The 26428-nt window shown below is 65.0% G+C and carries 22 protein-coding genes and 1 tRNA gene; 9 read left to right on the top strand and 14 right to left on the bottom strand.

Annotated elements, in window-relative coordinates; translation table 11 throughout:
- Nucleotides 1-21: 21 nt before the first annotated feature.
- Nucleotides 22-1596 carry a molybdopterin-dependent oxidoreductase gene (locus FBY31_RS10165; protein ID WP_200833348.1) on the bottom strand — a complete coding sequence of 525 codons (1575 nt, stop codon included), beginning with the start codon at nt 1594-1596 and terminating at the stop codon, nt 22-24.
- Between the two features lie 94 nt (nt 1597-1690).
- Here FBY31_RS10165 and purD point away from each other — a divergent pair, with 94 nt between their 5' ends.
- Both purD and FBY31_RS10155 read left to right on the top strand, forming a co-directional pair.
- Entirely contained in the window at nt 1691-3007 is a 1317-nt protein-coding gene (purD, locus tag FBY31_RS10160) for a phosphoribosylamine--glycine ligase (protein WP_142045244.1), read from the top strand.
- Nucleotide 3008: 1 nt separating this feature from the next.
- Entirely contained in the window at nt 3009-3947 is a 939-nt protein-coding gene (locus FBY31_RS10155) for a phosphoribosylaminoimidazolesuccinocarboxamide synthase (RefSeq protein ID WP_142040115.1), read from the top strand.
- 52 nt (nt 3948-3999) lie between these two features.
- Here the strand turns inward: FBY31_RS10155 and FBY31_RS10150 are convergent, their stop codons facing one another.
- The gene (locus tag FBY31_RS10150) at nt 4000-5259 is read right to left on the bottom strand and encodes a helix-turn-helix domain-containing protein (protein ID WP_142040113.1); all 1260 of its coding nucleotides are present in this window, start codon (nt 5257-5259) and stop codon (nt 4000-4002) included.
- 130 nt (nt 5260-5389) lie between these two features.
- Here FBY31_RS10150 and FBY31_RS10145 point away from each other — a divergent pair, with 130 nt between their 5' ends.
- Nucleotides 5390-5605 (top strand): hypothetical protein, encoded by a 216-nt coding sequence (locus FBY31_RS10145; RefSeq protein ID WP_142040110.1) that lies wholly within the window; start codon nt 5390-5392, stop codon nt 5603-5605.
- Nucleotides 5606-5746: 141 nt separating this feature from the next.
- Here FBY31_RS10145 and FBY31_RS10140 read toward each other — a convergent pair.
- The 5 genes from FBY31_RS10140 to FBY31_RS10120 all read right to left on the bottom strand — a co-directional run bounded on the left by FBY31_RS10140 (nt 5747) and on the right by FBY31_RS10120 (nt 13002).
- Nucleotides 5747-5823 (bottom strand) — tRNA-Pro (locus tag FBY31_RS10140).
- Between the two features lie 82 nt (nt 5824-5905).
- Nucleotides 5906-7732 carry an ABC transporter ATP-binding protein gene (locus tag FBY31_RS10135; RefSeq protein ID WP_142040107.1) on the bottom strand — a complete coding sequence of 609 codons (1827 nt, stop codon included), beginning with the start codon at nt 7730-7732 and terminating at the stop codon, nt 5906-5908.
- Nucleotides 7729-9537 (bottom strand): ABC transporter ATP-binding protein, encoded by a 1809-nt coding sequence (locus FBY31_RS10130; RefSeq protein ID WP_142040104.1) that lies wholly within the window; start codon nt 9535-9537, stop codon nt 7729-7731. Before FBY31_RS10130 ends, FBY31_RS10135 begins: the two co-directional genes overlap by 4 nt.
- Before the next feature lie 213 nt (nt 9538-9750).
- Entirely contained in the window at nt 9751-10698 is a 948-nt protein-coding gene (locus FBY31_RS10125; RefSeq protein ID WP_142040102.1) for a metallophosphoesterase, read from the bottom strand.
- A 6-nt stretch (nt 10699-10704) separates the two neighbouring features.
- Entirely contained in the window at nt 10705-13002 is a 2298-nt protein-coding gene (locus FBY31_RS10120) for a transglycosylase domain-containing protein (RefSeq protein WP_142040099.1), read from the bottom strand.
- A 37-nt stretch (nt 13003-13039) separates the two neighbouring features.
- Between FBY31_RS10120 and FBY31_RS10115 the strand changes: the two genes are divergently transcribed.
- From FBY31_RS10115 to FBY31_RS10105, 3 genes are read left to right on the top strand one after another with little or no spacing between them, the layout of a single operon-like run.
- A complete protein-coding gene (locus FBY31_RS10115; protein WP_003797879.1) occupies nt 13040-13195 on the top strand; it encodes a DUF4177 domain-containing protein in 156 nt (51 codons plus the stop codon).
- A gap of 1 nt (nt 13196) precedes the next feature.
- Entirely contained in the window at nt 13197-13730 is a 534-nt protein-coding gene (locus FBY31_RS10110; RefSeq protein WP_142040096.1) for a RidA family protein, read from the top strand.
- Between the two features lie 15 nt (nt 13731-13745).
- Nucleotides 13746-14657: an NUDIX hydrolase gene (locus tag FBY31_RS10105; protein WP_142040093.1), complete on the top strand. Its 912-nt coding sequence runs from the start codon at nt 13746-13748 to the stop codon at nt 14655-14657.
- 203 nt (nt 14658-14860) lie between these two features.
- Here FBY31_RS10105 and FBY31_RS10100 read toward each other — a convergent pair whose 3' ends face one another.
- Entirely contained in the window at nt 14861-15538 is a 678-nt protein-coding gene (locus FBY31_RS10100) for a Crp/Fnr family transcriptional regulator (RefSeq protein ID WP_009359192.1), read from the bottom strand.
- A gap of 183 nt (nt 15539-15721) precedes the next feature.
- Here FBY31_RS10100 and FBY31_RS10095 point away from each other — a divergent pair, with 183 nt between their 5' ends.
- Nucleotides 15722-16906: a MarP family serine protease gene (locus FBY31_RS10095; protein ID WP_142040090.1), complete on the top strand. Its 1185-nt coding sequence runs from the start codon at nt 15722-15724 to the stop codon at nt 16904-16906.
- Nucleotides 16907-16919: 13 nt separating this feature from the next.
- On the opposite strand, the gene aroQ is transcribed toward FBY31_RS10095, so the two are convergent.
- The 5 genes from aroQ to FBY31_RS10070 form a co-directional block, all read right to left on the bottom strand.
- A complete protein-coding gene (aroQ, locus tag FBY31_RS10090; protein WP_142040086.1) occupies nt 16920-17378 on the bottom strand; it encodes a type II 3-dehydroquinate dehydratase in 459 nt (152 codons plus the stop codon).
- Nucleotides 17379-17576: 198 nt separating this feature from the next.
- Nucleotides 17577-19757, bottom strand: coding sequence for an alpha-galactosidase (locus FBY31_RS10085; RefSeq protein ID WP_142040084.1), 2181 nt, complete (start codon nt 19755-19757; stop codon nt 17577-17579).
- Nucleotides 19758-19906: 149 nt separating this feature from the next.
- Complete coding sequence (locus FBY31_RS10080) at nt 19907-21247, bottom strand: ABC transporter substrate-binding protein (RefSeq protein WP_142040081.1); 1341 nt, start codon at nt 21245-21247, stop codon at nt 19907-19909.
- A gap of 38 nt (nt 21248-21285) precedes the next feature.
- Nucleotides 21286-22215, bottom strand: coding sequence for a carbohydrate ABC transporter permease (locus FBY31_RS10075; protein ID WP_142040077.1), 930 nt, complete (start codon nt 22213-22215; stop codon nt 21286-21288).
- Between the two features lie 9 nt (nt 22216-22224).
- Nucleotides 22225-23166, bottom strand: a complete 942-nt coding sequence (locus FBY31_RS10070; RefSeq protein ID WP_142040069.1) for a carbohydrate ABC transporter permease — start codon at nt 23164-23166, stop codon at nt 22225-22227.
- 210 nt (nt 23167-23376) lie between these two features.
- Here FBY31_RS10070 and FBY31_RS10065 point away from each other — a divergent pair, with 210 nt between their 5' ends.
- Together FBY31_RS10065 and FBY31_RS10060 are read left to right on the top strand one after the other, a co-directional pair.
- Nucleotides 23377-24582, top strand: a complete 1206-nt coding sequence (locus FBY31_RS10065) for a Gfo/Idh/MocA family protein (protein ID WP_142040066.1) — start codon at nt 23377-23379, stop codon at nt 24580-24582.
- 10 nt (nt 24583-24592) lie between these two features.
- Nucleotides 24593-25612: a LacI family DNA-binding transcriptional regulator gene (locus tag FBY31_RS10060; protein ID WP_142040063.1), complete on the top strand. Its 1020-nt coding sequence runs from the start codon at nt 24593-24595 to the stop codon at nt 25610-25612.
- 10 nt (nt 25613-25622) lie between these two features.
- Here the strand turns inward: FBY31_RS10060 and FBY31_RS10055 are convergent, their stop codons facing one another.
- The gene (locus FBY31_RS10055) at nt 25623-26411 is read right to left on the bottom strand and encodes a DeoR/GlpR family DNA-binding transcription regulator (RefSeq protein ID WP_142040060.1); all 789 of its coding nucleotides are present in this window, start codon (nt 26409-26411) and stop codon (nt 25623-25625) included.
- Between the last annotated feature and the right edge of the window lie 17 nt (nt 26412-26428).

The following is a 26428-nucleotide window of genomic DNA, read 5'->3' as shown; positions in this document are numbered from 1 at the left end:
GCCTGCATCCCGGATACCCGGCTACTCCACGGTGACCATCACCGACTGCCAGCCGGAGGCGCCGTCAGGAACGGGATCCGCCCGCTGCTCGGTCTGCACCTCGCCGGTGCCGTCCGTGGCACGGACTTTGAGGTAGTGCGGGCCGGGCGTGGCGTCCCACTCATAGGACCATTGGCGCCAGGTGACCAGGGACGCTTCAGCGGAGAGGTCCACTTCCACCCAGTCCGCGTTGTCGATCTGGAGCTCCACCTTGGTGATGCCCCGGGTCTGGGCCCAGGCGGTGCCGCCTACGGCCACCTTCCCCGGGGGTACCTTCGCGAAGGACCGGGGAACATCCAGCCGCGCCATGGTCTTGATGGGCCCCCGCTCGGACCACCCGCGCTCGGTCCAGTAGGCCTTGTTGTCCGCGAACCGTGTCACTTCGAGGTCCACCACCCACTTGGTGGCGGAGACGAATCCGTACAGGCCCGGAACCACCATCCGCACCGGGTAGCCGTGCTCGAGGGGCAGCGGCTCGCCGTTCATCCCGATCGCCAGCATGGCGTCGCGGCCGTCCTGCAGGACCTCCAGCGGTGTGGACGCGCTGAAGCCGTCAATGGAAGTGGAGAGCACCATGTCCGCCCCGTCCTTGGGCCTGGCCCGTGCCAGCACCTCACGGATGGGCAGGCCGAGCCATTTGGCGTTGCCGGCGAGGTTGCCACCCACGGGATTGGAGACACAGGTGAGCGTGACGTGCGATTCGATCAGGTCGGCGTCGAGCAGGTCCCGGAAGGTGAGCCTCACTTCTTCTTCCACCAGCCCGTGCACCCGCAGCTCCCACTCGTCGGCGTTGATTTCAGGGACGCTCAGGGCAGTATCGATGCGGTAGAACTCACCGTTGGGGGTCAGCCACGCAGGCACGCCCGGCACCTGGGATTGGACGCCTGCCGGAAGGGCGGCAGCTGCGTTGGCCGGTGCAGGCAGTTGCAGCGCCTCCCGCGCCTGGGCGATGTTGCTGCGGGCCGCGCCCAGGAGCCGGCCTCCCGTCGCGGCGATGCCGGCAGCAGCCGCGGTGATCCCGGCGGCGGCGAAGAAGCGGCGGCGGGTGGCGCCGCCCGGCACGGCAGAGCCTGTAGTGCCCGCCGGCGCTTCGGGCCACGCCTTCAAGCCCCTCAAACGGGCCACCAGGAGCCGCAGCACAATCAGGCCGGCAATGGTTCCCACAACGGACGGTATGGCATCCGCCGGCCCTACGCCCGCCCGGGTGACCACGCTGGCCACGATGACCGCGCCCATGAACAGGACCCCCAGCACGCCCAGTGCCCACCGCCGGTAAGCCAGCACGCCCAGCACGCACGCCAGGACCGCAATGGTCAGGCCCATGCCCACAAAAAGTGCGGCCTTGTCGTTGGTGCCGAACGTGGCGATCGCGAAGTCCTTCATCCATGACGGCGTGAAGTCGATGAAGGTGGAGCCCAGTGCAAACACAGGGGTGGCGCGGGCCGTAAAAAACGCTCCAACCAGCTCGGCCACGGCAAGCACGACGGCGGCCGCCACCACTCCTGCCAGCGCGGCCATGGCAGGGGAATCCTTGAGCAAGTTGCGAAGCTTTTCCATGCCATGGATTCGGAGCGGACCGCTCCCTGGATTGTTTTGACGGGGCTGACACAGCTTAGGAGCGGGCAGGGTGCACAAAGTACCCTTGGAGACTGTGAAGGTACTCGTCATCGGCCCCGGAGGCCGCGAACACGCCATTGTCCGCTCCCTGCTCGCCGACCCCAACGTGTCCGAGGTCCACGCAGCCCCCGGCAATGCCGGCATCAGCAAGCTGGTCCCCACCCACAGGATCAACGGCAACGATCCCGAAGCCGTTGCCGCCCTGGCCGCCAAGCTCGCCGTTGACCTGGTGGTGGTGGGGCCTGAGGCGCCGCTCGCAGCAGGTGTTTCCGACGCCGTCCGCAGCGCCGGGATCCCGGTGTTCGGCCCCAGCAAGGCCGCAGCCCAACTCGAGGCTTCCAAGGCATTCGCCAAGGAGGTCATGGCGGAAGCGGGCGTCCCCACGGCCATGGCCATGGTGGCCACCAATCCAGACGAAGCCGCATCAGCCCTGGACACCTTCGGCGCACCCTATGTGGTGAAGGACGACGGGCTGGCGGCCGGCAAGGGCGTAGTGGTCACGAAGAACCGGGACGAAGCCATTGCCCACGCACAGTCCTGCTTCGATGCCGGCGGCTCCGTGGTGATAGAGGAGTTTCTCGACGGCCCGGAGGTTTCCCTCTTTGTCCTTTGCGACGGCCAGAACACCGTGCCGTTGTCCCCGGCACAGGACTTCAAACGGATCTTTGACAACGACGAAGGACCCAACACCGGCGGCATGGGCGCCTACACCCCGCTCGAGTGGGCTCCCGAAGGCCTCGTGCAGGAAGTCATTGACCGCGTGGCCCAGCCCACCGTCAACGAGATGGCCCGCCGCGGCACCCCCTTTGTGGGCGTGCTGTTCGTGGGGCTGGCCCTCACCTCGCGCGGCACCCGCGTGATCGAATTCAACGTCCGCTTCGGCGACCCCGAAACCCAGGCCGTGCTGGCACGGCTCCAGACCCCCCTCGGTGCCCTGCTGATGGCAGCCGCCAAGGGCGAACTGGACAAGGCGGAAGAGCTGCGCTGGGCGAAGGAAACTGCTGTCGCCGTCGTCGTCGCTTCCGAGAACTACCCCGGTACTCCTCGCACCGGTGACCGCATCCGCGGGCTGAAGAAGGTGGAGGAACTCGAAGGCGTGCACGTGATCCACGCGGGGACCTCCTTTGACGAGGACGGCAAGGTGATCTCCGCGGGCGGGCGTGTCCTCGCCGTCGTTGCGGTGGGCAGCGACCTGGTGGAGGCGCGTGAAAAGGCGTACGACGGCGTGGAACTGGTTCAGCTTGAAGGCTCGCAGTTCCGCACAGATATTGGCCGCAAGGCCGCGCGCGGCGAGATCAGGGTATCGTCCGGCGCAACCGGATCCCTGCCGATAACGAAGGCGAAGGCATAGCATGAGCGAAACTCCCGCAGCACGCGGATTGAGCACCGGCACCCTGGACCTGCCGGGCTGGAAGCATGTCTACTCCGGCAAGGTGCGCGACCTTTATGAGCCCGCCGACGATTCCATCATCGAACGGGTGGGCCAGGAGTGCGTGCTGGTGGTGGCCAGCGACCGCATCAGCGCCTTCGACCACGTCCTGGCCAGCGAGATTCCGGACAAGGGGCGCATCCTCACCCAGTTGAGCCTCTGGTGGTTCGACCAGCTGGACGTGGAGCACCACGTGCTGGCCTCCACCGTGGAGGCCGGGGTGCCGGCGGCTGTGGAAGGCCGGGCCATGATCTGCAAGAAGCTGGACATGTTCCCGGTGGAGTGCATCGCCCGCGGCTACCTCACCGGATCCGGCCTGCAGGAATACCGCGCGTCCGGAACCGTCTGCGGCATCCCGTTGCCGGAGGGCCTGGTGGACGGTTCGCGGCTGGAGCGCCCCATCTTCACGCCGTCCGCGAAGGCTGAGGTGGGCAAGCATGACGAGAACATCACCTACGACGCCGTTGTGGCCATGGTGGGTGACGACATCGCTGGCCGCCTGAGCGAACTCACTTTGAAGATCTATGCCACTGCGGAGGCAACCGCCCGGGAGCGCGGGATTATCCTCGCCGATACCAAGGTGGAGTTCGGCTACGACGCCGTCTCGGGTTCCATCACCCTTGGTGATGAAGTGCTGACCCCGGACTCCTCGCGGTTCTGGGACGCCGCCACGTACCAGCCGGGACGGGCACAGCCCTCCTACGACAAGCAGTACGTCCGGGACTGGCTCACATCCGCCGAATCGGGCTGGGACAGGTCAACGGACACGCCTCCCCCGGCGCTGCCGGAAGAGGTCGTTTCCCGCACCCGCAGCCGCTACGTTGAGGCGTACGAGAAACTGACCGGGAAAAGCTTCGCCTGACTGATGCCCCACTTGTACGGAGCCCCAGCGGCTCCGGCAAGTGGCGTGCAGCTTAGGCCGTGGCGGCCGCGGCCCGCCGCTGGGCCAGCCGGATTTCCAGCACCGCGTCCAGGGCCTGCTGGACACGGTCCGCTGCTCCTGCCGCGCTGAAGGCCTTCTGGGCTTCCTCAAGGTGGACCAGTGCTTCGTCGGCTTCGCCGGCAGCTTTCAGGGACTTGCCCAGGAGAAGTGAAACCTCGCCTGCCGTGTGCTTGGCGAGGGCGTCGCGTTCAGCGTGGATTTCCCTCAGCTTTTCGACGGCGGCAACAATGTCCCCGGTCAGGTACAGCCAGCGGGCGCGGATGAAGGCGACCTCCAGCTCGTCGCTTTTGGTTCCGCCGACGATGGAGAAGGCGAGCTCTGCCCGTTCGATGGAGGACAGGGTCTCGGGCTCGACAATTCCCGACGACAGGCGGACTGCTGCGGACGCCTTGTTGAACCGCGCCCAGAGCTCGATGTCGTTGGCAGGGGAGAGAAGCTTGGCTGCACGCTCGTGGTGCTTGACCCCTTCGGCGTAGTCATGCCGCATGAAGGCGACGTTGCCAATAACCCAGGCCACCTCTCCGGCCAGCTGCGACATCGCGTGTTCGTCCACCTGTTCGTAAAGGGCCATACAGTACTTCCAGGCTTCGTCGAGCCGCCCGCTTTCAGCCAGTGCTCCAATGAGAATCCGGTGGGCGCCAATGAGCACGGTTGAATTGCGCGGCAATTTAGCTGAAAGTTCTACAGCTTCCAGCCCATGCTGGACCGCCACGGCCAGTTGCCCCTGTCCGTGGCAGACGGCCGCCAACATTTGCCGCGCCCGTACACCCAATCCCACTGATTCTGTCGCCATGGGGTGCTCGAGCAGCCGCTCGACGATCTTCTGGCATTCGAGCAGTTCGCCTTGCTTCATCAGGCACTCGGCCTGCATATAGGTCATGTTCCACCAGGCGCTGGTGTTTTTGCCCTCCAGCGCAATTTGCGCTGCAGTGGCAGCGTGGCTGGCGGCCAAAGGGTAGTCACGCAGATCCCAGGCCTGGCGGGCGTAAAGGCCGGCCAGAACGTACTCTGCGTCACTGACGGTAATTGGCTGGCTCCAGGCTTCCAGGGCCTTTGGCGCCAATTCGAGGCGCCGCGCCAGTTCCTCGATGACCTCGGCCGTCGGTTCCCTCCGACCGGTCTCAAGCAATGAAATATAGCTGGGTGAATACAGGTCTTTGCCCAGTTCGGCCTGTGTTAGTCCCCGTTCGAGCCGCTCCGCCCGGAGCTTCTCCCCGAATCCGTTGCCCACGGGATTTCCTCCTCTTCCGGACAGTCAGTTGACGAATGCTTGACAGTCTCTGTGGAAAACATTTTACAATGGGTGTCAACAAGGACAGTGCTGGCTTTGTAACGAATCCGACTCGTATTGAGGAACTCATATGTTGAAGAAAATTGCTGCTGCCGCCGTGCTGGCGGGGGCGCTGGCATTTTCCGCAGCGGCTCCGGCCGTACTGTCTGCAGGTTCGCTGGCTGACAACTCTCAGACTTCCGTAGCCATTGGGAACTGGCCTGATCCGGCTTCCCAGAAGGTTAAGAAGGAAAAGAGCAACGACACCACGGTCACATACATCGGTAACTGGCCTGATCCTGCGTAACCAGCTTCCTCATCACAGGAGGCGAGGGAGGCCCCGGAGCAACTGCTTCGGGGCCTTTCCCTTTACCAAAAAGTTATCTCTCGCTGTGACCGCCAGGCAGCGCAAAAGAGGGCCTCCCGTGGGAGACCCTCTTCCGCTTTTTGGTCGGGATGACAGGATTTGAACCTGCGACCTCTTCGTCCCGAACGAAGCGCGCTACCAAGCTGCGCTACATCCCGATCCGCTGCAAAAGCAACTTTACAAGGATAGCCGATGCTGGTCCCCGATGCGAAATCCTGAAAGCCCTCGGGTTTCCCCCTGTCAGACCAGCGAGTCCTTCCACGCACCATGCAGGTCCGCGAAACGTCCGCCGCCGCCGATCAGCTCCGCAGGTGAGCCATCCTCGACGATCCGGCCGCCGTGCACTACCAGTACCCGGTCAGCAGTTTCCACTGTGGACAGCCGGTGCGCGATGATCAGTGCTGTCCTGCTGGCCGCGTCCGTCCCCGCCAGAAGGCTGGCCAGCCCGTGCTGCACCAGCCTCTCCGAGGGGATGTCCAGTGAGGACGTGGCCTCATCCAGGATCAGCACGGCCGGGCGGGCCAGGAAGGCCCGGGCGAAACTGATGAGCTGGCGCTGCCCGGACGATACACGGCCGCCCCGCTTATTGACATCAGTGTCATATCCTTCGGGAAGTTCCAGGATGAAGCCATGCGCGCCCACCGCCTTCGCTGCTTCCTCGATTTCGGCGCGCGATGCCTCCGGCCGGCCCAAGGCGATGTTGTCCGCAACGGAACCGCTGAACAGGAAGGCCTCCTGGGTGACCATCACGATGTTCCGCCTCAGGTCGGTGGTGCTGAGGTTGCGCAGATCCACGCCGTCGAGGGTCAAGGACCCGGAGGAAACATCGTAGAAGCGGGCGATCAGCTTGGCGAGGGTGGATTTTCCGGCTCCGGTCTGGCCCACCAGGGCCACTGTTTGGCCGGCAGGTATGTGCAGGTTCAGCTGGGGAACAATGAGCGGGCCGTCGCCGTAGCGGAACTCCACACCCTTGAAATCGATCGCCCCCCTGGCGTTGCCCAAGGCTATCGGGTTCCTGGGCGGGCGGACGGTGGGCACTTCCTCAAGAAGCCCGGACACCTTTTCCAGGGCTGCCTGGGCACTCTGGAAGGAGTTGTAGAACATCGCCATCTGGTCCACGGGCTGGAAGAACCGCTTCGTGGACAGGATGAGCGCCAGCAGCACACCCACCGCAAGGTCCCCGGTGAGGACGCGGAAACCGCCAAAGAGCAGCACCACGGCCACGCAGACGTTTCCGATCAGGACCAGCCCCGGCTGGAAGATGCCGTTGAGGTTGATGGAGCGGACGGTGACCCGGCGGTAGTCCTCGGCAAGCTTCCCGTAGCGGTCAGCATTTTCCTGCTCCTTGCGGAACGCCTTCACCGCGCGGATGCCGGTCATGGTCTCCACGAAGTGCACGATCAGCCGTGCCGAAACCACCCGGGATTCGCGGAACACGATCTGGGAGTGCTTCTGGTACCAGCGGGCCAGGAAGAACATCGGAACACCCGCGGCCAGCACCAGCAGGCCGCTGCGCCAATCCAGGGCGAACACCGTAACGGCAGTGAAGATCATGAACAGCAGGCCTGAGGCCAGTGAGCTGACGCCGGAGTCCAGGAGTTCGCGGAGGGCCTCCAGATCCGAGGTCTGCCGCGCAATGATCCGGCCGGAGGTGTATTTTTCGTGGAACTCCAGGCTCAGCCGCTGCGTCTGGCGGAATACCCGAAGACGCAGGTCCAGGAGCATGGCCTGGCTCAGCTTCGCGGTGGACGTCACGTACAGGGCGGTGAGTCCCGCCGTCGCGATGGCCGCGAGCAGATAAGCGACGCCGGTGAACACCAGGGGGAGGTTGTCTCCGGCCTGCAGGGCGGGCAGCGCGTGGTCGATGCCGAAGGCGATCAGCGCCGGACCGGCCACGCGGGCCGCCTGCGAAAGGATCACCGTGGCTATCGTCAGCCAGAACCGCAGCCGCACCGGCCGGATCAGGCTGCGCAGCAGCGCCAGCGACCGCCGTCGTACAGCCCTGCTGTCACTCTTGCTGAGGTGGGCATTGTCCTCGTTGGCCGTGCCAAAAGTTGTGGTGCTCACCGGGTCACTTCCTCTGCCTGGTCCTCAAGGGCGGACAGTTCGGAATCGAGGTCGCGTGGTTCCTGGTCCAGGCTGGCAATGACGTAGCGGTAGTGGTGGTTGCCCGCCAGCAGTTCGGTGTGGGTGCCGACGGCGGTGATGCGGCCATCTTCCAGCAGCGCCACCCGGTCCGCCAGCGCCACGGTGGACGGGCGGTGGGCCACGATGAGCGTAGTGGTGTCCTTCAGCACGGCCCGGAGCCGCGTTTCCACCAGTTCCTCGGTGTGGACGTCCAGGGCGGACAACGGATCGTCCAGGACCAGTACCCGGGGGCGCGCGGCGATGGCACGCGCCAGGGCGATCCGCTGCCGCTGGCCGCCGGAAAGGCTGAGGCCCTCGTCGCCAATCAGTGTGTCCACTCCCTCGGGCAGGGAGTAGGCGAAGTGCGCCTGCGCCACGTCCAGGGCCTCGTCGAGGACGGCATCAGTGCGCACAGGGGCGCCGAGCAAAACGTTGTCCCGGACCGAATTGGAGAACAGGGTGGTGTCTTCGAAGGCAACTGCGACGATCCGGCGGAGCTCCTCGACTTCGAAGTCCCGCAGGTCCACGCCGTCGATGGTGATGGCCCCGCCGGAGACGTCATAGAGGCGGGGAACGAGCTGGATCAGCGCGCTCTTCCCGCTGCCGGTGATACCCACCAGTGCCATGGTTTCGCCTGGGCGGACGTCGAGATCGATCTCCTTCAGGATGGGCTTGTCCGGTGCATCCTCAAAGGCGAAGGTGGCCTTGTTGAAACGGAGTCCGCCGGCCAGTTGGCCGGGCCGCCGGGGCCCGGGGGGACTGGTGATGGTGTTGGGCGAGTCCATCACTTCGAAGTGGCGGTCCACGGCGGTCTTGGCAGTGAGGGCCATGGCCAGCAGCATTCCCGAAAATTCCACAGGCGAGGCCATGACCGCGGCGGTGGCAAAGAACGCCACGAGCGCGCCAATGCTGAGCTGCCCGCTGGCGCACAGCATCACCCCGACCACCAGGCCGGCGCCGAGGGCGAGCTCGGGAAGCAGGGTGACCACCATGGTGAATGTTGCCTGGTGGCGTGCCTTTTCGATCTCCGTCTGGCGCAGTTCCTCGGCCTGCTCGTTGAAGTTTTCGAGCGCCTCCCGGCTTCGCCCGAACGCTTTGAGCACGCGGATGCCGTGGACTGATTCCTCAACGGTGGTGGCGAGGTCGCCGGCCTGGTCCTGGCTGCGGCGGGTCACCCTGCTGAAGCGGGTCCGGAACCGGAAACTGTAGGCCATGATGGGCACGGCCGCGGCCAGGAAGATGAGGGCAAGCTGCCAGCTCATCACAAACATCACCGTGATGCCGATGATCACCGTGAGGGTGGTGACCACCAGCATGATGGCACCGAACGCCATCCAGCGGCGCAGGAAGTTCAGGTCGGTCATGGCACGCGACAACAACTGGCCGGAGCCCCAGCGGTCGTGGAAGGAGACAGTCAAATCCTGGAGGTGGTCATACAGCGAAACCCGCATCCTGGTTTCCACTGACGTGGCGGGGTTGATGACGAACTGCCGGCGGAGGGCCACCAGTCCTGCCTCGGCCACGCCCAGTACCAGGATGGCGCCCGCGGAAATCCAGACCGCTTCCGATGCACCGCCGGGCTTCAGTGACTCGTTGACCAGCACGCGGAGGACCTGCGGGATGGCGAGTGCAACAACGCTGGCCGACAACGCGCAGAGAAGTCCCAACAGAAGCCGGGGGATGATCGGCCGGACATGCGGGTAGAGGCGACTGATGGATCGAAAAAATGGAGTTTGCTTGGCCATGCCCGCTTCTCAAGCTCTAAAACGAATGTAGTTTCCCGTAGCAACAACCCTATGCCATGGCGTGATCCGATTCACAGGCTTCCGCCCTGCTTGTGAAGCTTGGCCAGTTATTGCAGTCCGCGATGGACCCTTGACCCCCGCCCGCCCACTGCGCTATCAGATGTTGGTGCCCAAAAGCCCTGCTTGGGAACCAAAAGTGATGGCGCAACCGGATCAGTTGGGCGAGGTGAGGGTGAGAAGGACCGCTTCGGGTTTGCAGGCGATACGGACCGGGGCGAAGCGTGAGGTGCCGATACCGCCCGAGACGTTGACCGGCGTCGTACTTCCGTTGCTCTGCCAGTCATTGAGGCCCTTGGCCCGCCAGGTGGGAAGGTCGCAGTTGGACACCAGGGCGCCATACCCGGGGATGCACAACTGGCCGCCGTGGGTATGCCCGGCGAGCAGGAGGTCCGCGCCGTCCTCGGTGAAGTGGTCCAGCACGCGCTGGTAGGGGGCGTGGATAACGGCGACGCGGAGGTGCGCAGCGGCGTTCTGGTTGACGGTGCCGCGGGGCCAGCCGGCGTACCGTTCCCGGTTCAAGTGGGGATCGTCCACACCGGAAAAGTCGAAGCGGATGCCCTTCAGGACCACTGACTGGTGCCGGTTGGTCAGGTCTATCCAGCCGCCCATGCCAAAGCCCGAGCGCAGGCGCGGCCAGTCCAGTTGGGCCGGCTTCGGCTTCACCTGCGAAGGTCCCAGCAGGTAGGACGCCGGGTTCTTCAAGGTGGGAGCGAAGTAGTCGTTGGAACCGGGAACAAAGACGCCAGGGAACTCCAGGAGGGGGCGGAGCGCTGCCAGGAGCGGGTCCACAGCCTTGACGTGGCTGAGGTTGTCCCCGGTGTTGACCACCAGGTCCGGTTCAAGGCCAGCCAGGGACTCCAGCCAGGCTGCCTTCCTGTTCTGCCCCGGGACAAAGTGGATATCACTCAGGTGCAGGATGCGGAACGGTGCCCGCCCGGGTGGGAGGATGCCCAGCGTCTCTTTGCGGAGGACAAACTGGTTTTTCTCCCACAGGCCGTACCCGAACGCAGCCAGTCCCGCTGTCGCTCCTGCCCCGGCGGTGACGGCAAAGCCGCGCCCGATGGTCCGGGCGCGGCTGGCCAAAGCACTGGTCGAGATCATCGGCGGCTAGCCGTTCCCGTTTCCATTGCCGTTACCCTTGTCGTTGTTGCTCGGCGCCGGTGCGGGCTGCGTCGTGGTGGGGGCGGGCGCCTGCGTGGCCTGCGAAGTTGCGGGGCTGGTGCTCCGCGTGGTTCCGTTCAGCAGGTTGCTGGGCGGCGCCGGGAACGGATTGGTGCCGTAGGCCGGTGCGATCTGGGACATGAACCTGGAGAACATGGGCCCGGCGATCATGTAACCGTCAATGCCCTGGTAGAACTTCCCGTTGACCGTGATGTTCTGCCCGGCGCGGCCTTGGTCTCCCAGTGCATCACCGAACCAGGCAGCAGTGGCAAGGCCGGTGGTGTGCCCGACAACCCAAGTGGAGCCGTTGTTGTTTGAGGTACCGGTCTTGGCGCCGATGGGGAAGCTGGTCCGCGTGGAAATCCGTGGCTGGATCAGCGAGCCGGAGCCGCGGTTGAGGACTTCCTGCAGCGCGTGGTTCACACCGCGGGCCACGTCGGGCTTGATGGCGTCCCGGCAGCTGGTGGACTGTGCGGGCAGCTGCTTGCCGCTTCCATCCGTCACCGAGGTGACGGCGATGGCTTCGCAGAATTTGCCGTCGTTCGCGAACGTGGCGAACGCGCTGGCCATGGTCAGCGGGGAGGTCTGCGTGGAACCCAGGAGGTTACCCAGCGTGGACATGTTGACCTTCGGGTTCGGCTCGTCTGCCGACGGCAGGCCGCTGTGGAGTCCGACGGCGTCAACCACCTTCTGGATGCCGCAGAAGTCCAGCTGGGCTGCTGAAGCAAAGGTCACCGTGTTGATGGAGTTGTAGAGGCCTTCCAGGACGGACAGGGGCCGGTACCACTGGGGTTCGGCGTTCTGCAGGTCGTCTGCCGTGCCGAGGCCCTGGTTCTTTTGCGCGGTGCTGTAGCCGCCGGTCACCTTGCCGCAGGTGTTCCGCCACGGGAAGCTCAGGGGGTAGATGCGCTGGGCGGCGTTGACTACCGTGTTCATGGACTTGCCCTCATTGAGCCACTCCGCGAACGTGAACGGCTTCATGGTGGAACCGGGCTGTGCGCCGCCCAGGCCGTTAAGGTCGTTGCCGTCCTTGTCCAGCTTGTCCACGTTGAAGTTCACCTGGGAATCAAAGGAACCCTCGGCCGGCAGGAAGCTGGTGTTCTGCGCCATGGAGATGATCTTGCCGGTGTTGGGCTGCACCGAAACCATGGCAGCACCCCACTTGTCCGGGTTGGCACCGGCGGAGGCGTTGACCTGCTCCTGCGCAACGGCCTGGGCTTTCGGGTCCAGTGTGGTGGTGATGGTGAGGCCGCCGCCATAGATCAGGCGCTGGCGCTCCTTGAGATCCGCGCCGTAGGCCGGGTTGTTCTCCAGCAGGTGCAGCACGTAGTCGCAGAAATAGGGTGCGGTGGACGCGTAGGCACAGCCCTGGCGGGCGGGGGTCACCTTGGTTTCCACCGGAGTGGCGACGGCAGCGTCGTGGTCCGCCTGGTTGATCTTGCCCTGGTTCAACATCAGGCCAAGAACCAGGTCGCGGCGCTCTTTCGAGCTCTCAGGGTTGGAGATCGGGTCGAACGCGGAGGGGCTGTTGACCAGCCCGGCCAGCAGCGCAGCCTGCGGAAGGCTGAGGTCCTTGGCAGAGGTGCTGAAGAAGAACTTGGAGGCAGCCTCGACCCCATACGCGTCACGGTTGAAGAACACGATGTTCAGGTAGCCCTCAAGGATCTGCTCCTTGCTGAACTCCTTCTCCAGGGCAATGGCCAGCTTCATTTCGCGGAGCTTGTCGCCCACGCCCTTGTTGACACCGTTGAGCTTGATCTGGTCCTCGTTGCCCTCGGCGGCGAGATTGGCGTTGAGGACGTTGTTGACGTACTGCTGCGTGACCGTGGAGGCACCCTGCTTGTTGCCGCGCGCGGTGCTGACCAGCGCACGCAGGATGCCGGTGGTGTCCACACCGCCGTGGTCATAAAAACGGCTGTCCTCGACGGCGATGACAGCTTCCTTCATGAACGGCGAAATCTGGTCCAGCGCAACCTTGGTGCGGTTCTCGGTGTAGACGTTGGCTATCTCGCTTCCATCCGCTGCCAGGATCCTGGTGGTCTGGTTGGGCGGGTCAACCTTCAGCTCTGCCGGAAGGGTGTCGAAGAACTCGATCGAACCGCTGGCCGCGCTGCCTGAGACAGCCGCCGCGGGGACCAGCAGGCCTGCTACCAGGACACCACAAATTGCACTCACGCCAAGGAAAACCAGAATCTTTCCGAGGGTGGTGGCAGTGTCGAATAATGGGTTCTTACGAGGAGCCATGTTTTCCACTTTACCGGCAAGGACTAGTCTTTCTCTCATGACCAAATGGGAGTACGCCACGATTCCGCTCATTATCCACGCCACAAAACAGATCCTGGACCAGTGGGGAGATGACGGCTGGGAGCTCGTCCAGGTAGTCCCCGGACCGGACGGAAACGGTTTGGTTGCCTACCTGAAGAGGGAGAAGCAGTAGCATGAGCACCTCCGCAGAAGCCCAGTCCGGCACTGCCGGCGCACCCGTTTCCGCTGTTGAGCAGCGCCTGGCGGATCTTGGGTTGACCCTTCCCGACGTTGCCGCTCCGGTGGCCGCCTACGTTCCTGCCGTGATCTCCGGCAACCACGTCTACACCTCCGGCCAGCTGCCCTTTATTAATGGCAAACTCCCAGCAACCGGGAAAGTTTCCGCCGGCACCGAGGGTTTCGCTGACGAGCCCACAGTTTCCCCCGAAGACGCACAGCAGTACGCCGCGGTCTGTGCCGTCAACGCCCTGGCAGCCGTCAAGAGCGTCATTGGCGACCTCGATCGGATCACCCGCATCGTCAAGGTTGTGGGATTCGTCTCTTCGGACCCGTCCTTCACCGGACAGCCCGGTGTCATCAACGGTGCATCGGAATTGCTGGGCCGCGTCCTCGGTGACGCAGGCCAGCATGCACGTTCCGCCGTCGGCGTTTCTGTGCTGCCGCTCGACTCTCCGGTTGAGGTCGAACTGATCGCCGAATTCAGCTAGGACCGGTCGCTTCCTTTGCCTCACCTTGCCCGACGCCTGTTCGCACTCCCTCAGGACCTTGAAGGGGCAGCGCAGAGCTGGCTCGAACATGGCGAGAGGAGCCCCCGGGCCGCTCGCTTAGCATCATCTGTTGTCCTGCTGCGTGATTCCCCCACCGGCCTGGAAACCTGGCTGGCTTACCGGCCCGGTTCCTCGCCGCTGGGGGTCCTCGCGTTTCCCGGCGGCTCCCTGGACGCCGCCGACGACGACCCTATCGGCTGGCTGGGCCCCTCGCCCCAGCATTGGGCCGAGCAGATGGGAACGGACGACGTCGGACTGGCGCGCCGCCACGTGGTGGGCGCGATCCGCGAACTCTTCGAGGAGACCGGCGTGCTCCTTGCCGGCCCGGACATGGCGACCACGTTTGAAGCGACGTCCACAGCTGAGTGGATGCGGGCCCGCCTCGCCGTGGCCAACCAGGAAAAGACCTTCCCGGAGGTCCTCGGCAAGCGGGGACTGTCCCTCCGGACCGACCTGCTGAAGTCCCTGGTCAACTGGCGCAGCCCGGACTTCGCCCACCGCAGGTTCGATACCCGCTACTTCGCGGCCACCGTGCCGCTGAACCAGCAGCCCGCCCTGCTGGAAGGCAAGGGTGTGTGGGGGCGGTGGGTGAACGCGGCCGACGTCATTGCCGGCCGGGATACCACCGCGCTCGGTGACGAGGTGGGCCAGGAGAACACGGTGGGCCGCACCCTCGGCGAGCTCCTGGTTCCCGGCTCGGAGATCATGCTCGAAAAGATGGCCATGGCCAATGGCTGCATCGCGTACCTCAGTTACAAGCGCAAGGCACACGTGTACCAGCCGCAGCTCGTGGAGGAAGACGGCAAACTGCTGCTCGAGGTCGAAGCCGCCAAGACCGTGGCGGGGGATCCCCAGCGGGAACGCTGAACCGAAGCTGAGCCGGGGGTTGAGCGTGTCGAAACCTGGTGGTTGAGCCTGTCGAAACCCGGTGGTGGGTTTGCGGGAGCCGGGCCGGTGGTTGAGCCGGTCGAAATCCGGTGGTTGAGCCTGTCGAAACCCGGTGGTGGGTTTGCGGGAGCCGGCTTAACCACCAAAGGCCGTCCCCTCGGGACGGCCTTTGTGCTGTGGAATTAGCGGGAGCGCTGGCGGAGGCGCTGCATGTCCAGGATGACCACTGCGCGGGCCTCCAGGCGGAGCCAGCCGCGCTGGACGAACTCGGCGAGGGCCTTGTTGACGGTCTCGCGCGAAGCACCAACCAGCTGGGCCAGCTCTTCCTGGGTGAGCTCGTGGGCCACCAGCACACCATCAGTGGCCGGGCGGCCGAAGCGGTCCGCAAGGTCCAGGAGTGCCTTGGCTACGCGGCCCGGCACGTCGGAGAACACCAGGTCCGACAGGGAGTCGTTGGTGCGGCGAAGCCGGCGGGCGAGGGCCTGCAGCAGCTGCGCGGAAACCTCAGGGCGGGTGCGGAGCAGGTTGTTCAGGCTTTCGTTCTTCAGCCCGGCCAGGCGGGTTTCCGACACGGCGGTGGCGGTGGCGGTACGCGGGCTGGGATCGAACAGGGCCATTTCGCCGAAGAGCTCACCCGGGCCGAGGATGGCAAGGAGCGATTCCCGGCCGTCCGGGGAAGTGCGCCCCAGCTTCACCTTGCCGGAAACGATGAAGTAGAGCTGGTCGCCCTGGTCGCCCTCGCGGAAAACCGAAGCACCGCGGGAAAGGTCCACCTCGGTGAGCTCGTCCGTCAACAAACGGAATGCGTCGTCGTCGAGCGTGGCGAAAAGTGGTGCTCGGCGCAGTACCTCGATGTCCATAAAATCTCCTGAATAAAAGTTTCGGCTGTGGCGCTTGTGCCATTGTTTCAGAATTTTCAAGGTTCTGTGACGAACTTGGCAGCCAAAACGCCCAAACGACGGGCAGGACGGGCAGCAGGGACCACAGAAGATTGTCAGCCTGCGCCACTAGAATGAGCCTACAACTGCTTATAAGGAGCCTTAGTGGTCGGCTTGACTGTCCTGGACCTCGTCCTGATCCTGGCGCTGCTGTCCTACTTCGCCTACGGCCTGCGCAACGGCTTCCTCGTCACTGTCGGCGGCATTGCCGGGTTTGCTGCCGGAGCCATCGCCGCCTTTTTCGCAGTCCCTTTGGTGAGCGGCTTCGTGGCGGACTCCGGTTGGAGGCTGACCGCCATCGTGGCCGCCGCCGTCGCCCTGGTGGTTCTTGGCCATGGCCTCGGAACCATGATCGGCCGCCAAATCCGCGGCGCAGTGCGGATCAGGCCGCTGCGGGCCGTTGACCGGCTGGTGGGCGGCGCAGTGAACCTGGTGGTTTCCGCTCTGGTGATGTCAATGCTGGCCTTCAGCATCGGTTCTTTGGGTGTGCCGTTTGTTTCGCAGCAGCTGGCAGAATCCAAGGTGATCCGCTTCATCGACGGCATGACGCCGGATCCTCTGAAAGCCACCATGGCCCAGTTGCGGTCCGAAGTGATCGGCAACGGCATTCCCACCCTGATTGAAGGCCTGGACCAGGGACAGGCCGTGCCCGTGCCCGACGCCAGCACCGACACCCCTGCCCTGAACCGCGCCGGCGAATCCGTCCTCAAAATTGCCGGAACGGCGTATCAGTGCGGCCAGAACCAGACGGGTACCGGCTTCGTCGTTTCCGAGGACCGGGTAGTGACGAATGCACATGTAGTGGCGGGCGTGTCGGAGCCGGTAGTGGAGATGCCCGACGGCGGAGCGATGCCAGGGCGCGTTGTCTACTTCGACACCCAGCATGACCTCGCCGTGCTTGCCGTGGAGGACCTCCCGGTCCAGCCCCTGCCGCTGAGCACCGATCTGCCCAACGGCAGCCCCGCAGCGTTCGCAGGCTATCCGCACGGCGGCCCCTTCCAGTCCCGGCCCGCCACCATCCAGGACATCACCACGGTGCTGGTGCCGGATATCTACGGCAGCAACCCGTCCCCTGAAGAGATCTACCGGCTGGCCGGAAACGTCCAGCCCGGCAACTCGGGCGGCCCACTCCTGACCACAGAAGGCCAGGTGGCGGGCGTGATCTTCGCGAAAGCGACGTCCGACGCCGAGATGGGCTTTGCCATCACCATGGACGACCTGAGCCCGGTAGCCTCCCAGGCAGGGTCCTTCAGCGCACCCGTGTCCTCGGGGCAGTGCATCCAGAAGTAGCTGGAGCCGGGCCTTAGAGGACTTCCGCGAGGTAGTCGATGGCCAGCTTGTAGCCGAACACCCCTGCGCCCACGATCACGGCGGAGCACACCGGTGACAGGAACGAGTGATGCCGGAATTCCTCGCGCTGGTGCACGTTGGTGATGTGAACTTCCACCGCGGGCAGTTGGACTGCTGCGAGGGCATCGCGAAGTGCCACGGACGTATGCGTGAAAGCCCCGGCGTTGAGAACAATTCCGACGGCGGATCCCCGGGCGGCGTGGATGGCGTCCAGCAGCACGCCCTCGTGGTTTGACTGAACGCATTCGGCGGCGAACCCGTGCGCCTTTGCAGTGCGGGCGGCCAGTTCCTCCACGTCAGCCAGGGTGGACGTTCCGTATTTTTCCGGTTCGCGGGTCCCCAGCAGGTTGAGGTTGGGTCCATTAATTACCAGGATGGTGCCGCGGCCGGCAGCGGTGGTGGCTTCAGTCATGGATGCAAATCTAGTGCTGCGAGGGCTGGGACGCATTTCTTACGGTTCATGCAACAGTCCGCCGGCGGTTGAGCTTGCCGAAATTGGGTTTCGACAAGCTCAACCACCGGGCTGAACCACCAGACTCAACCACCGGTTTCGACAGGCTCAACCGGCGGTTTCGACAGGCTCAACCGGCGGTTTCGACAGGCTCAACCACTACAGCGCGGTGAAGCGCAGCAGCAGCGCGTGCTCAGGGTTGAGGATGGGCATGGGCAGGCCCACCTCGGCCAGGAAGCGGCCGTTGGCCACCGCTCCGTCCGCCAGCCAGGCCGGGGGCTGGACCTGCGTGAAGGTGTGGCCGTAGTCAGCGTCACCGGGTGCCGGGAAGACGGCTTCCACCCGGTAGTCGCGGTCCTGCTCCAGGCCGGGGATGCCCACCTTGCCGGGCTGCTCGGCGAAGGCTGTGCGGGTGCTGACCAAGGCGAACAGGGCCGCCGTCGTACCTGCCCCAGGTGACGTGGCAGCTACGGCGCCGTGCAGCATCAGCGACTCGTCCGGAACGTCCGCCCGGACCATTCGTCCGCTGTGGATGAGGTCCCGGTGCTCCTTGTACAGGCCGATGAACCGCTTGAGTTCCTCCCGCTCGGCACCGCTGACCTGCCGGACGTCCCACTCCATGCCGAAGTGCCCAAAGAGGGCGGTGATGGCCCGGAACGAAAGATCGTGGGTGCGGGCTGTCGTGTGCGAAGTGGTGGGCCCGATGTGCCCGCCCACCAGTTCCGGCGGGACCACCAGGCCGGTCCAGCGCTGGATGCTCTGGCGCTCCAGGGCGTCGTTGCAGTCCGAGGCCCAGATCCGGTCCGTCCGCTCCAGGATCCCCAGGTCCACACGGGCGCCGCCGGAGGAGCAGCTTTCAATTTCGACGCCGGGGTGCGCCTTCTTGAGCTCGTCGAACAGGCGGTAGGCGGCCAGGGTCTGCTCGTGGACGGAGGAGCGGCCGGCGTGGCCGTGTTCCAGCAGGTCCCGGTTCTGGTCCCACTTCAGGTAGCTGATCTTGTTGTCGCGCAGCAGGGCGTCGATGCGGTCAAAGATGTACTGCCAGGCGTCGGGGTTAACGAGGTCGATGACGTGCTGGTTCCGCCATTCCAGCGGCAGGCGGCCGCCGTCCTTGTGGGACAGGGCGGCCGGGCCCACGATCCAGTCCGGGTGCGCCCGGGCAATGTCCGAGTTGAGGTTGACCATTTCGGGCTCCACCCACAGGCCGAATTCCATGCCGCGTGAGGTGACGGCGTCAATCAGCGGGGTCAGCCCGTCCGGCCACAGGGTCTCGTCCACGTACCAGTCGCCGAGTCCGGCGTGGTCGTCGCGGCGTCCGCGGAACCAGCCGTCGTCGAGCACAAAGCGTTCGACGCCGAGCTCCGCGGCGGAGTCGGCCAGCTCGATCAGCGTGGCGAGGTTGTGGTCGAAGTAGACGGCTTCCCACGTGTTCAGCACCACGGGCCGGGGCTTGCCGCCGCCGGCGGTGGGGAGCACGTGGTGGGGACGGGACCTGAACCAGCTGTAGAAGGCTTCGCTGATGCCGTCCAGGCCGCGGTCCGAGTAGGCGGCGAACAGGGCAGGCGTGGTGTACGTCCCCCGGGGTTCAAGGATGACCTCGGCCGGACCCAAAAGCTCCGAACCGCCGATCATGGTGCGGCCATCACCAAGAGTGTCGGTGAACTGCTCGTGGTTTCCACTCCACGCCAGATGCGTGGCCCAGACCCGGCCGTGGCGGTTGCCAAAACCGGCGGTACCGGCGGCCAGCAGGAGGGATGAATCGTGCCCGGTGCGGCCGTGCCGGCCGGTCCGCACCCACGTGCCCTGCTGGATGGCGCGGCGCTGCGGGTGGTTTTCCCGGCACCAGCGGCCGGTCAGGTCGAGGAGTTCGACGGCGTCCGGGGCCACCGGGAGGATGGCCGCCAGTTCGTCCAGCTGGTAAGGGGTGGTGCCGTCATTGGTGATGGTGTGCTGCAGTTCCAGCAGGCCGCCGTCGTGCAGTGTCAGGGTGGACTCAACGCTGAGGCCTGCATCGGCGTCGGCCTGGTTGATGACCGCTGTGTTGCCCTCGGCGCGCGCTGACACCGTGCGCAGGCGCGGGGAGAAGTCGAGTCCGGAGACGCCGTCGGCAAGGCGGTGCCCGCGCAGGCCCGGCCGGCCGCGCCAGCTGGAGGAGGCCTGGGGCAGGAGGCCGGCGGGAACGGTGGCGTCGATGGCGGAGTGCGGGACCGGTTCGCCGAGGATGGCGAGGTCCGGGAGGCTGCTGCCAAGATCCGCGCCCCAATGGATGATCTCGGCCTCCCCGCTGCTGGTGCTGATCACCAGGCTGGTGCCGGCGGAACGGAGGTGGAGGGGGTCCATAGGATCTCTTTCAGTATTCAAGGGGTGCGTCTTAAGTTACGCACGAGCGGAATGCAAGGGAAGGGGTGGCTGGATGCCGCCGCCGCGAGAAGGGGAGCGGCGGCATCCAGCCTGGTGGCTGCGAGCACATACGCAGCTACGAATGGGGGCTACTTGAAGAGGGCGTTGACCTGTTCGTTGGCCTGGGTGAGGGAGCTGGCGGGAGCCTTGCCGGAGACTACGGCGTCCATGGCGGGCTCCATGATGCCCTTGACCTTGGCGGTGTTGTCCGTGATGGGGTACAGGAACGTGGTCTTGTTCTTGACGTGCTCGGTGAAGGCGGTGGCGTCCACGCCCTTGGCGGCGAAGGCTTGCGCAGCCTTGTCCGAGGATGCCTTGAGCGCAGGGAAGACAACGGCCTTGGAGGCTACGACGTCCTGGCAGTCAGCCGACGCAAGGTACTCCACCCACTTGATGGCTGCGTCCTTCTTCTTGGTTCCGGCCCAGATGGAGTCCGCCAGGCCGTTGAACATCGAGGCGCGCTCGCCCTGCGGGCCAACCGGGGTGGGGGCGATGCCAACTTCGATGCCCTTGTAGCCGGTGTACTGGCCGATCATCCACGAGCCGTGTGCGTTGATGGCGGACTTGCCGGCTGCGAAGGTGTCAGCCATGGCGGCGCCCACGGTGGTTTCCAGCTTGGGCATGTAGCCCTTGTCAGCCAGTCCGGCGAACCAGCCCATGCTCTCCTGGAACTTGGGATCGTCGTAGTTGTAGTGCGTGCCCCAAGGGTTCTTGTCCGTGTGGGACCAGCCGGTGGTGTTGGTGAGGTAGCTCCATTCGGTCTGGCCGGAGGAGTCGCCGCCGCCGTTCAGGCCCAGCCCGTATACAGCCACGTTGTTCTTGTCGAAGCCGGGCTCGTCGAGGCGCTTGCCGGCCTTGTCCACGGTGAGGTGGGCAACGACCTTTTCGTAGGTCCCGCCATCTTCGGGGTTCCAGGTGAGGTTCTTCATCTGGTCCTCAGTGACGCCGGCGCCGGCCAGCATGGCCTTGTTGTAGAAGAGGCCGATGGTGTCCCAGTCCTTGGGCAGGCCGTAGCGCTTGCCGTCCTGGCCCACCCAGAGATCGGCGAGGCCTTCGTTGTAGGCGGTCAGGTCGATGTTGTCCTTCTCGACGGCGTCGTCAATCGCCAGCAGCTGCTTGTTTTCTGCCAGTTCGCCGTAACGGCCCAGATGGTTGGTGAACACGTCCGGGGCGGTGCCGCCGACGAAGCCGTTGGTGAGGGTGCTCCAGTAGTCGTCCCAGCCGCGCTGGGTGATCTTGACCTTGATGTCCGGATTGGCCTTGGTGAAGTCGTCAGCGCACTGCTGGTAGGCCGGGAGCTGGTTGGCGTCCCAGAGCCAGTAGCTGACCTCGCCCTTGGACGATTCTGCCGAGGAGGAGGATCCGCCGCAGGCGGACAGGGACAGTGCCACAGCTGCGGCGACGGCGACGGCGCCGAGGGTTTTCTTCATGGTTCTACTTTCCGTTCGGGGGTGGGGTGGAAGGGTGGTCACTTGATGCCGGAGAAGCCGATGGAGTTGACGATCTTCTTTCCGAATGCGGCGAAGAGGATCAGCACCGGCAGGGCGGAGATGAGGGTCGCGGCCATCAGGCCGGACCAGTCCGGCGCTCCCTGCGGAGACTGGGACTTGAAGACGCCCAGGCCCACCTGGAGCACGCGGACGTCGTCCTGGGAGCCCACCAGCAGGGGCCAGAAGTATTCGTTCCACTGGCCGATGAAGGTGAGCAGGGCAAGCGTGGCGATGGGGGCTGCGGCGTTGGGCAGGACGATCTGGAAGAAGATCCGAAGGTGCTTGGCGCCGTCGAGCATTGCTGCCTCCTCCACTTCGCGGGACATGTTCAGGAAGAACTGCCGGAGGAAGAAGATGGCGAACGGCGTCATGAAGAGGTAGGGCAGGACCATGCCGAGCATGGTGTTGAGCAGGTCCAGGTTCTTGATCAGCAGGAAGTTGGGCAGTGCGGTGAAGATCGGCGGCACCAGCATGGTGCCGAGGAAGAGGCTGAAGACGGCGTTCCGGCCCTTCCAGCGCAGCCGGGCGAAGGCGTAGGCGGCCATTGCGCTGAAGAAGACCGCGCCCGCGGTGGTGATGGAGGAAAAGACAATCGAGTTCCGCAGGTAGAGCCAGAAGTCGATCTGTGCCCCGGAGCCGCCTTCTGCCACGGCTTCCGCCGCTGACTGGAGCCCGAACACCCGTTTGAAGGCGCCGAAGCTGAACTCCGCCGGCAGCAGGCTGGCGGCGTTGGTGGCCAAGGCGTTGTTGGTGGACAGTGCCGTGCGCAGTACCCAGAGGAAGGGCAGGACGGAGACGGCGATGGCGAGGACCAGGAGGGCCCAGGCGGCGGCGCGGCGGGGGTTGAAAGGACGACGGCGGCGGCTGGCCGGCTGTGCGAGCGGGGCGCGGCTTGCGGTGGTGGTCATGGGGACTCCTTAGTCCAGGTCCGACTCGTTGCCCTTGAGGAACTTCATCTGGATGAAGGCCACCAGGGCGAGGATGAGGAAGAGGATGACGGCGATGGCGGATCCGTAGCCGAAGTCCGACTCGGTGAAGGCGCGCTGGTAGATGTAGTACTGGATGACCCGGGTGGCGTTGACCGGGCCGCCTCCTGAAGTGACGGCAACGGTATCGAAGACCTGGAAGGAACCGATCACCGTCACCACCAGCACCAGGACCAGGACCGGACGCAGCAGCGGAATGGTGATTTTGCGGAAGGTCTGGAAGGCTGACGCGCCATCCAGTTTCGCTACCTCGTACACATGGCCGGGGATGGCCTGCAGGCCGGCGAAGATCAGCAGCGCGGTGTAGCCCATGTGCCGCCAGGTGTTGATCAGGGCCTGGGTGGGGATGGCCCACGCTTCACTGCCGAAGAACGCCACGCGGGGAAGGCCGCTCCATTCAATGAACTGGTTCACCACGCCGATCTGGTAGTCGAGCATCCAGAACCACAGCAGCGCGGCGATGACGTTGGACATCAGGTACGGCAGCAGCAGGGCTCCCCGGATGATGGTCGATTTGGCCACCTGGTGCATCAGGAGGGCCAGGCCCAGCGCCAGTGCGGTCTGGAGGACGATGTTCAGGAATACGTATTGCCCCGTGACGGCAAGGGAGTTCCAGAAGAGGGGGTCCTTGGCGATGGCCGTGTAGTTCTCCATGCCCACCCACTCGGGGTCTCCCAGGATGTTGTATTCGGTGAAGCTCAGGTACACGCCGCGGAGGGTGGGCACCACGTAGAAAACGATGAACCCGATCATGGCCGGGGCGATGAAAAGCAGTGCGATCTTGAGGTCCCCGAGCCCGCGGAGGCCGCTCTTGGGCCTGGGTTTGACCTCGGCAGGAGCGACAGAGCTTGGGTGTTTGGCAAGGGTGGTCATCTTCGACCCTTTCCTGACTGTGACGGGAGTAACAACTAGGAAAGCAATCTACACGAGTAGATTCGCGGCTGCAAGAGTTAGTTTTTCGGCTGCGGTGAGCCGAATTAGTTTAGGTACTGGCTTATTGACTCGAGTAGAAGCAGGTGTAACACTGGCTTCCTGATGGAGAGTGCCCACCTCGGTGCTCACGCAACGCGGGAAAGGCAGACAATGACGTTTTCGATCGGCGTACTCGGCGCAGGGCAGTTCGGCGGGCAGTTCGCACACCTTTTCAACCTCCACCCCGGCGTCAGTGACGTTTACGTGGTGGACGAGCGTGCTGAGCGGGCGGCCGAGGCCGTGGAGCGGTACCGCCTTGCCGGGTCCAAGGCGAGTTTCGAGGACCTCCTCGCCTCGGACGTGGACGCTGTTGCGATCTTCACGCAGCGCTGGACCCACGGTCCGCTGGTTGAGCAGGCGCTGCGCGCGGGCAAGCATGTGTACTCGGCCGTGCCGATGGCTATCTCCGAAGAAGAGATTGCGCGCATCATCGACGCCGTCCGCGACACCGGCCTGGTGTACATGATGGGGGAGACCAGCTACTACAACCCGGCCACCGTGTACGCCCGCGAGCAGCACGCTGCCGGCCGGTTTGGCCGAATCTTCTATTCTGAGGGCGATTACGTCCACGACATGGACCTGGGCTTTTACGACGCGTACCAGTACAGCGGTGGCGACCGCTGGAAAGAGACGGCCAGTTATCCGCCGATGCTCTACCCCACCCACGCCATCGGGGGTGTGCTCGGTGCCGTCCCTGCGCACGCCGTCAGCGTCAGCTGCGTGGGGGTCCGGGATGACCGGAATGACGGTGTTTTCGATCGGGACGTCAGCATGTTTGGCAACGACTTTTCGAACGCCACCGCGCTCTTTGAACTCAACGACGGCGGCGTGATGCGTACCAACGAGATGCGCCGCGTAGGCTATCCGTCCCACATCCGCGAATCCCGATTCCGGTTCTTCGGGACTGAGGCAAGCTTCGAACAACTCGCCAAGGTCACCGTCTGGCAGGACAAGGTGAACGTCCATGACATTTCGGAGCGGCTGGAAACCCGGCCCAGCATGTCCCTGGATGACCCGTCGCTGGCCAACGTGGCCCCCGAGCTTCGGGACGCCTTCGTCTCCGGGCTCTCACCCGTCCATGACGCGGAGCGGCTGCCGGAAGAGTTCCGGGGCGCGCCCAACGGCCATGAAGGCAGCCACCACTTCCTGGTGGATGACTTCGTTACCTCCGTCAACGCAGGCACGCAGCCGCCGGTCAATGCCTGGGTAGCGGCCCGCTTCACCCTCCCCGGGATCGTGGCCCACCAGTCGGCCCGGCAAAATGGCGCCCGCCTGCCCATCCGCGACTTTGGCGATGCAGCGGGTACTTCTACCTAACATGGACAGCATGACTTCTCCGGCAGCACAAGCCACACGGGGCCCGGTGACCCGCAAGGACGTGGCCAGGTACGCCGGCGTCAGCACCGCCGTCGTAAGTTACGTGGTGAACGGCGGGCCCAAAAAGGTGGCGCCCGCCACCGAGGCGAAGGTCCAGGACGCCATCCGCGTCCTGGGCTACCGTCCCAACGCTGCGGCAAGGGCGCTGAAGCTGGGCTCCAGCGAAACGCTGGGGCTCGTGGTCCCGGATATCTCCAACCCCTTCTTTTCCCTTTTTTCGCACGCGGTGGAGGATGCCGCGGCAGAGTTGGGGTACGCCTTGCTGCTGAGCAACTCGGACGGAAACCTCGCCAAGGAGCGGCGTAACATCCGCAACCTCGCCGCCCGACAGGTGGACGGCGTCCTGCTGGCCAGCGTCCTCTTCGAACCCGACCTGGAGGTCCTGGAAACGGCGGACATCCCTTCGGTCCTGCTGAACCAGGAACGGGATGCCCCCGGGTTCAACAGCATCGGCGTGGATCTTGCAGCCGGCGCCCGGATGGCGGTGGAGCACCTGATCGGCCATGGCCACACCAACATCGGACTGGCAATGGGAACCAACGTTTCCGGCATTACAGACGGCCGTGAAGTGGGCTGGCGGGAGGCTTTGCAGGAGGCGGGCCTGCCGGAGGGGCCGATTGTCTACAATGCCTTTACCCGGCCGGGCGGCTACCTTGCCGGCCAGCGGCTGCTGGCGTCGATCAACCGGCCAACAGCTATCTTTGCCACCTCCGACATGCAGGCGATCGGCCTGTTGCGGGCGGTGCACGAAGCAGGACTCTCCATCCCCGGCGGGATTGCCGTGGCTTCCTTTGACGGTTCCGCTGAATCCGAGTACTCATGGCCCCCGCTGACCACGGTGGAGCAGCCCGTGGCCGCCATGGCGGAAGCTGCGGTGGAAGCGCTGGTGGGAGCCAGCCGCGGCGAGAAGCCCCGTCACCGGATCTTCCCCACCAAGCTGCGTGTCCGGCAATCCTGCGGCTGTCCCTAGGATTTGTCGCCTAGAGGGCGGCGAGCCTCAGTCGGCCCACCTTTTCCTGCAGGATGCGCTGCGCTTCGGTGCCAAGGCCCGGATCGCTGATGAGTTCGTCCACTTCCTCCAGCGAGGCGATGGAGCTGATGCCCAGCACGCCCCACTTGGTGTGATCTGCCAGGACCACGGTTTTTCGCGCGGCCGCCACGAAAGCCCGGTCCGTTTCCGCCTCCAGCAGGTTGGGCGTCGTGAATCCCGCGTCGGCGTCCATTCCATGCACGCCGAGAAACAGCACGTCGAGGTGCAGCTGTTTCAGCGCACCTGTGGCGATGGGACCGACCAGGGCGTCCGACGGCGTGCGCTCGCCGCCGATCAGGATGACAGTGGAAGCGAAGCGGGCGGTGCCGGCGGAGGCGCCATGGTGGAAAAGGTCAGCGATTCGTACCGAGTTGGTGACCACGGTGATCCTGGGCCCGTTGGTGAGTTCCTTCGCCAGAGCCCACGTGGTGGTTCCGGCGCTGAGCCCCACAGCCATGCCCTCCTGCACCAGGCCGGCCGCCTCGACCGCTATGGCACGCTTCTCGGCGGTGAGCTGTGTGGACTTCAGGTCGAATCCGGGCTCGTGAGTGCTGGTGTCGCCCGGGATCTTGGCGCCGCCGTGGATACGCTCGAGGCGCCCGCCTTCCTCCAGCACCTCGATGTCCCGCCGCACCGTCATCAGGGACACTCCCAGCTGCTGGGCCAGGTCCGAGATCCGAACAACCCGTTCGCGCTGGAGAGCGTCCAAAATGGCCTGGTGGCGGGCGACGGCGAGCATCTGGGCGGTTCCTTCGG

The sequence above is a fragment of the Arthrobacter sp. SLBN-100 genome (assembly GCF_006715305.1).
GTDB lineage: Bacteria > Actinomycetota > Actinomycetes > Actinomycetales > Micrococcaceae > Arthrobacter.
Note: the sequence above shows the minus strand (reverse complement) of the source record. Positions and strands in the feature narration are given on the sequence as shown.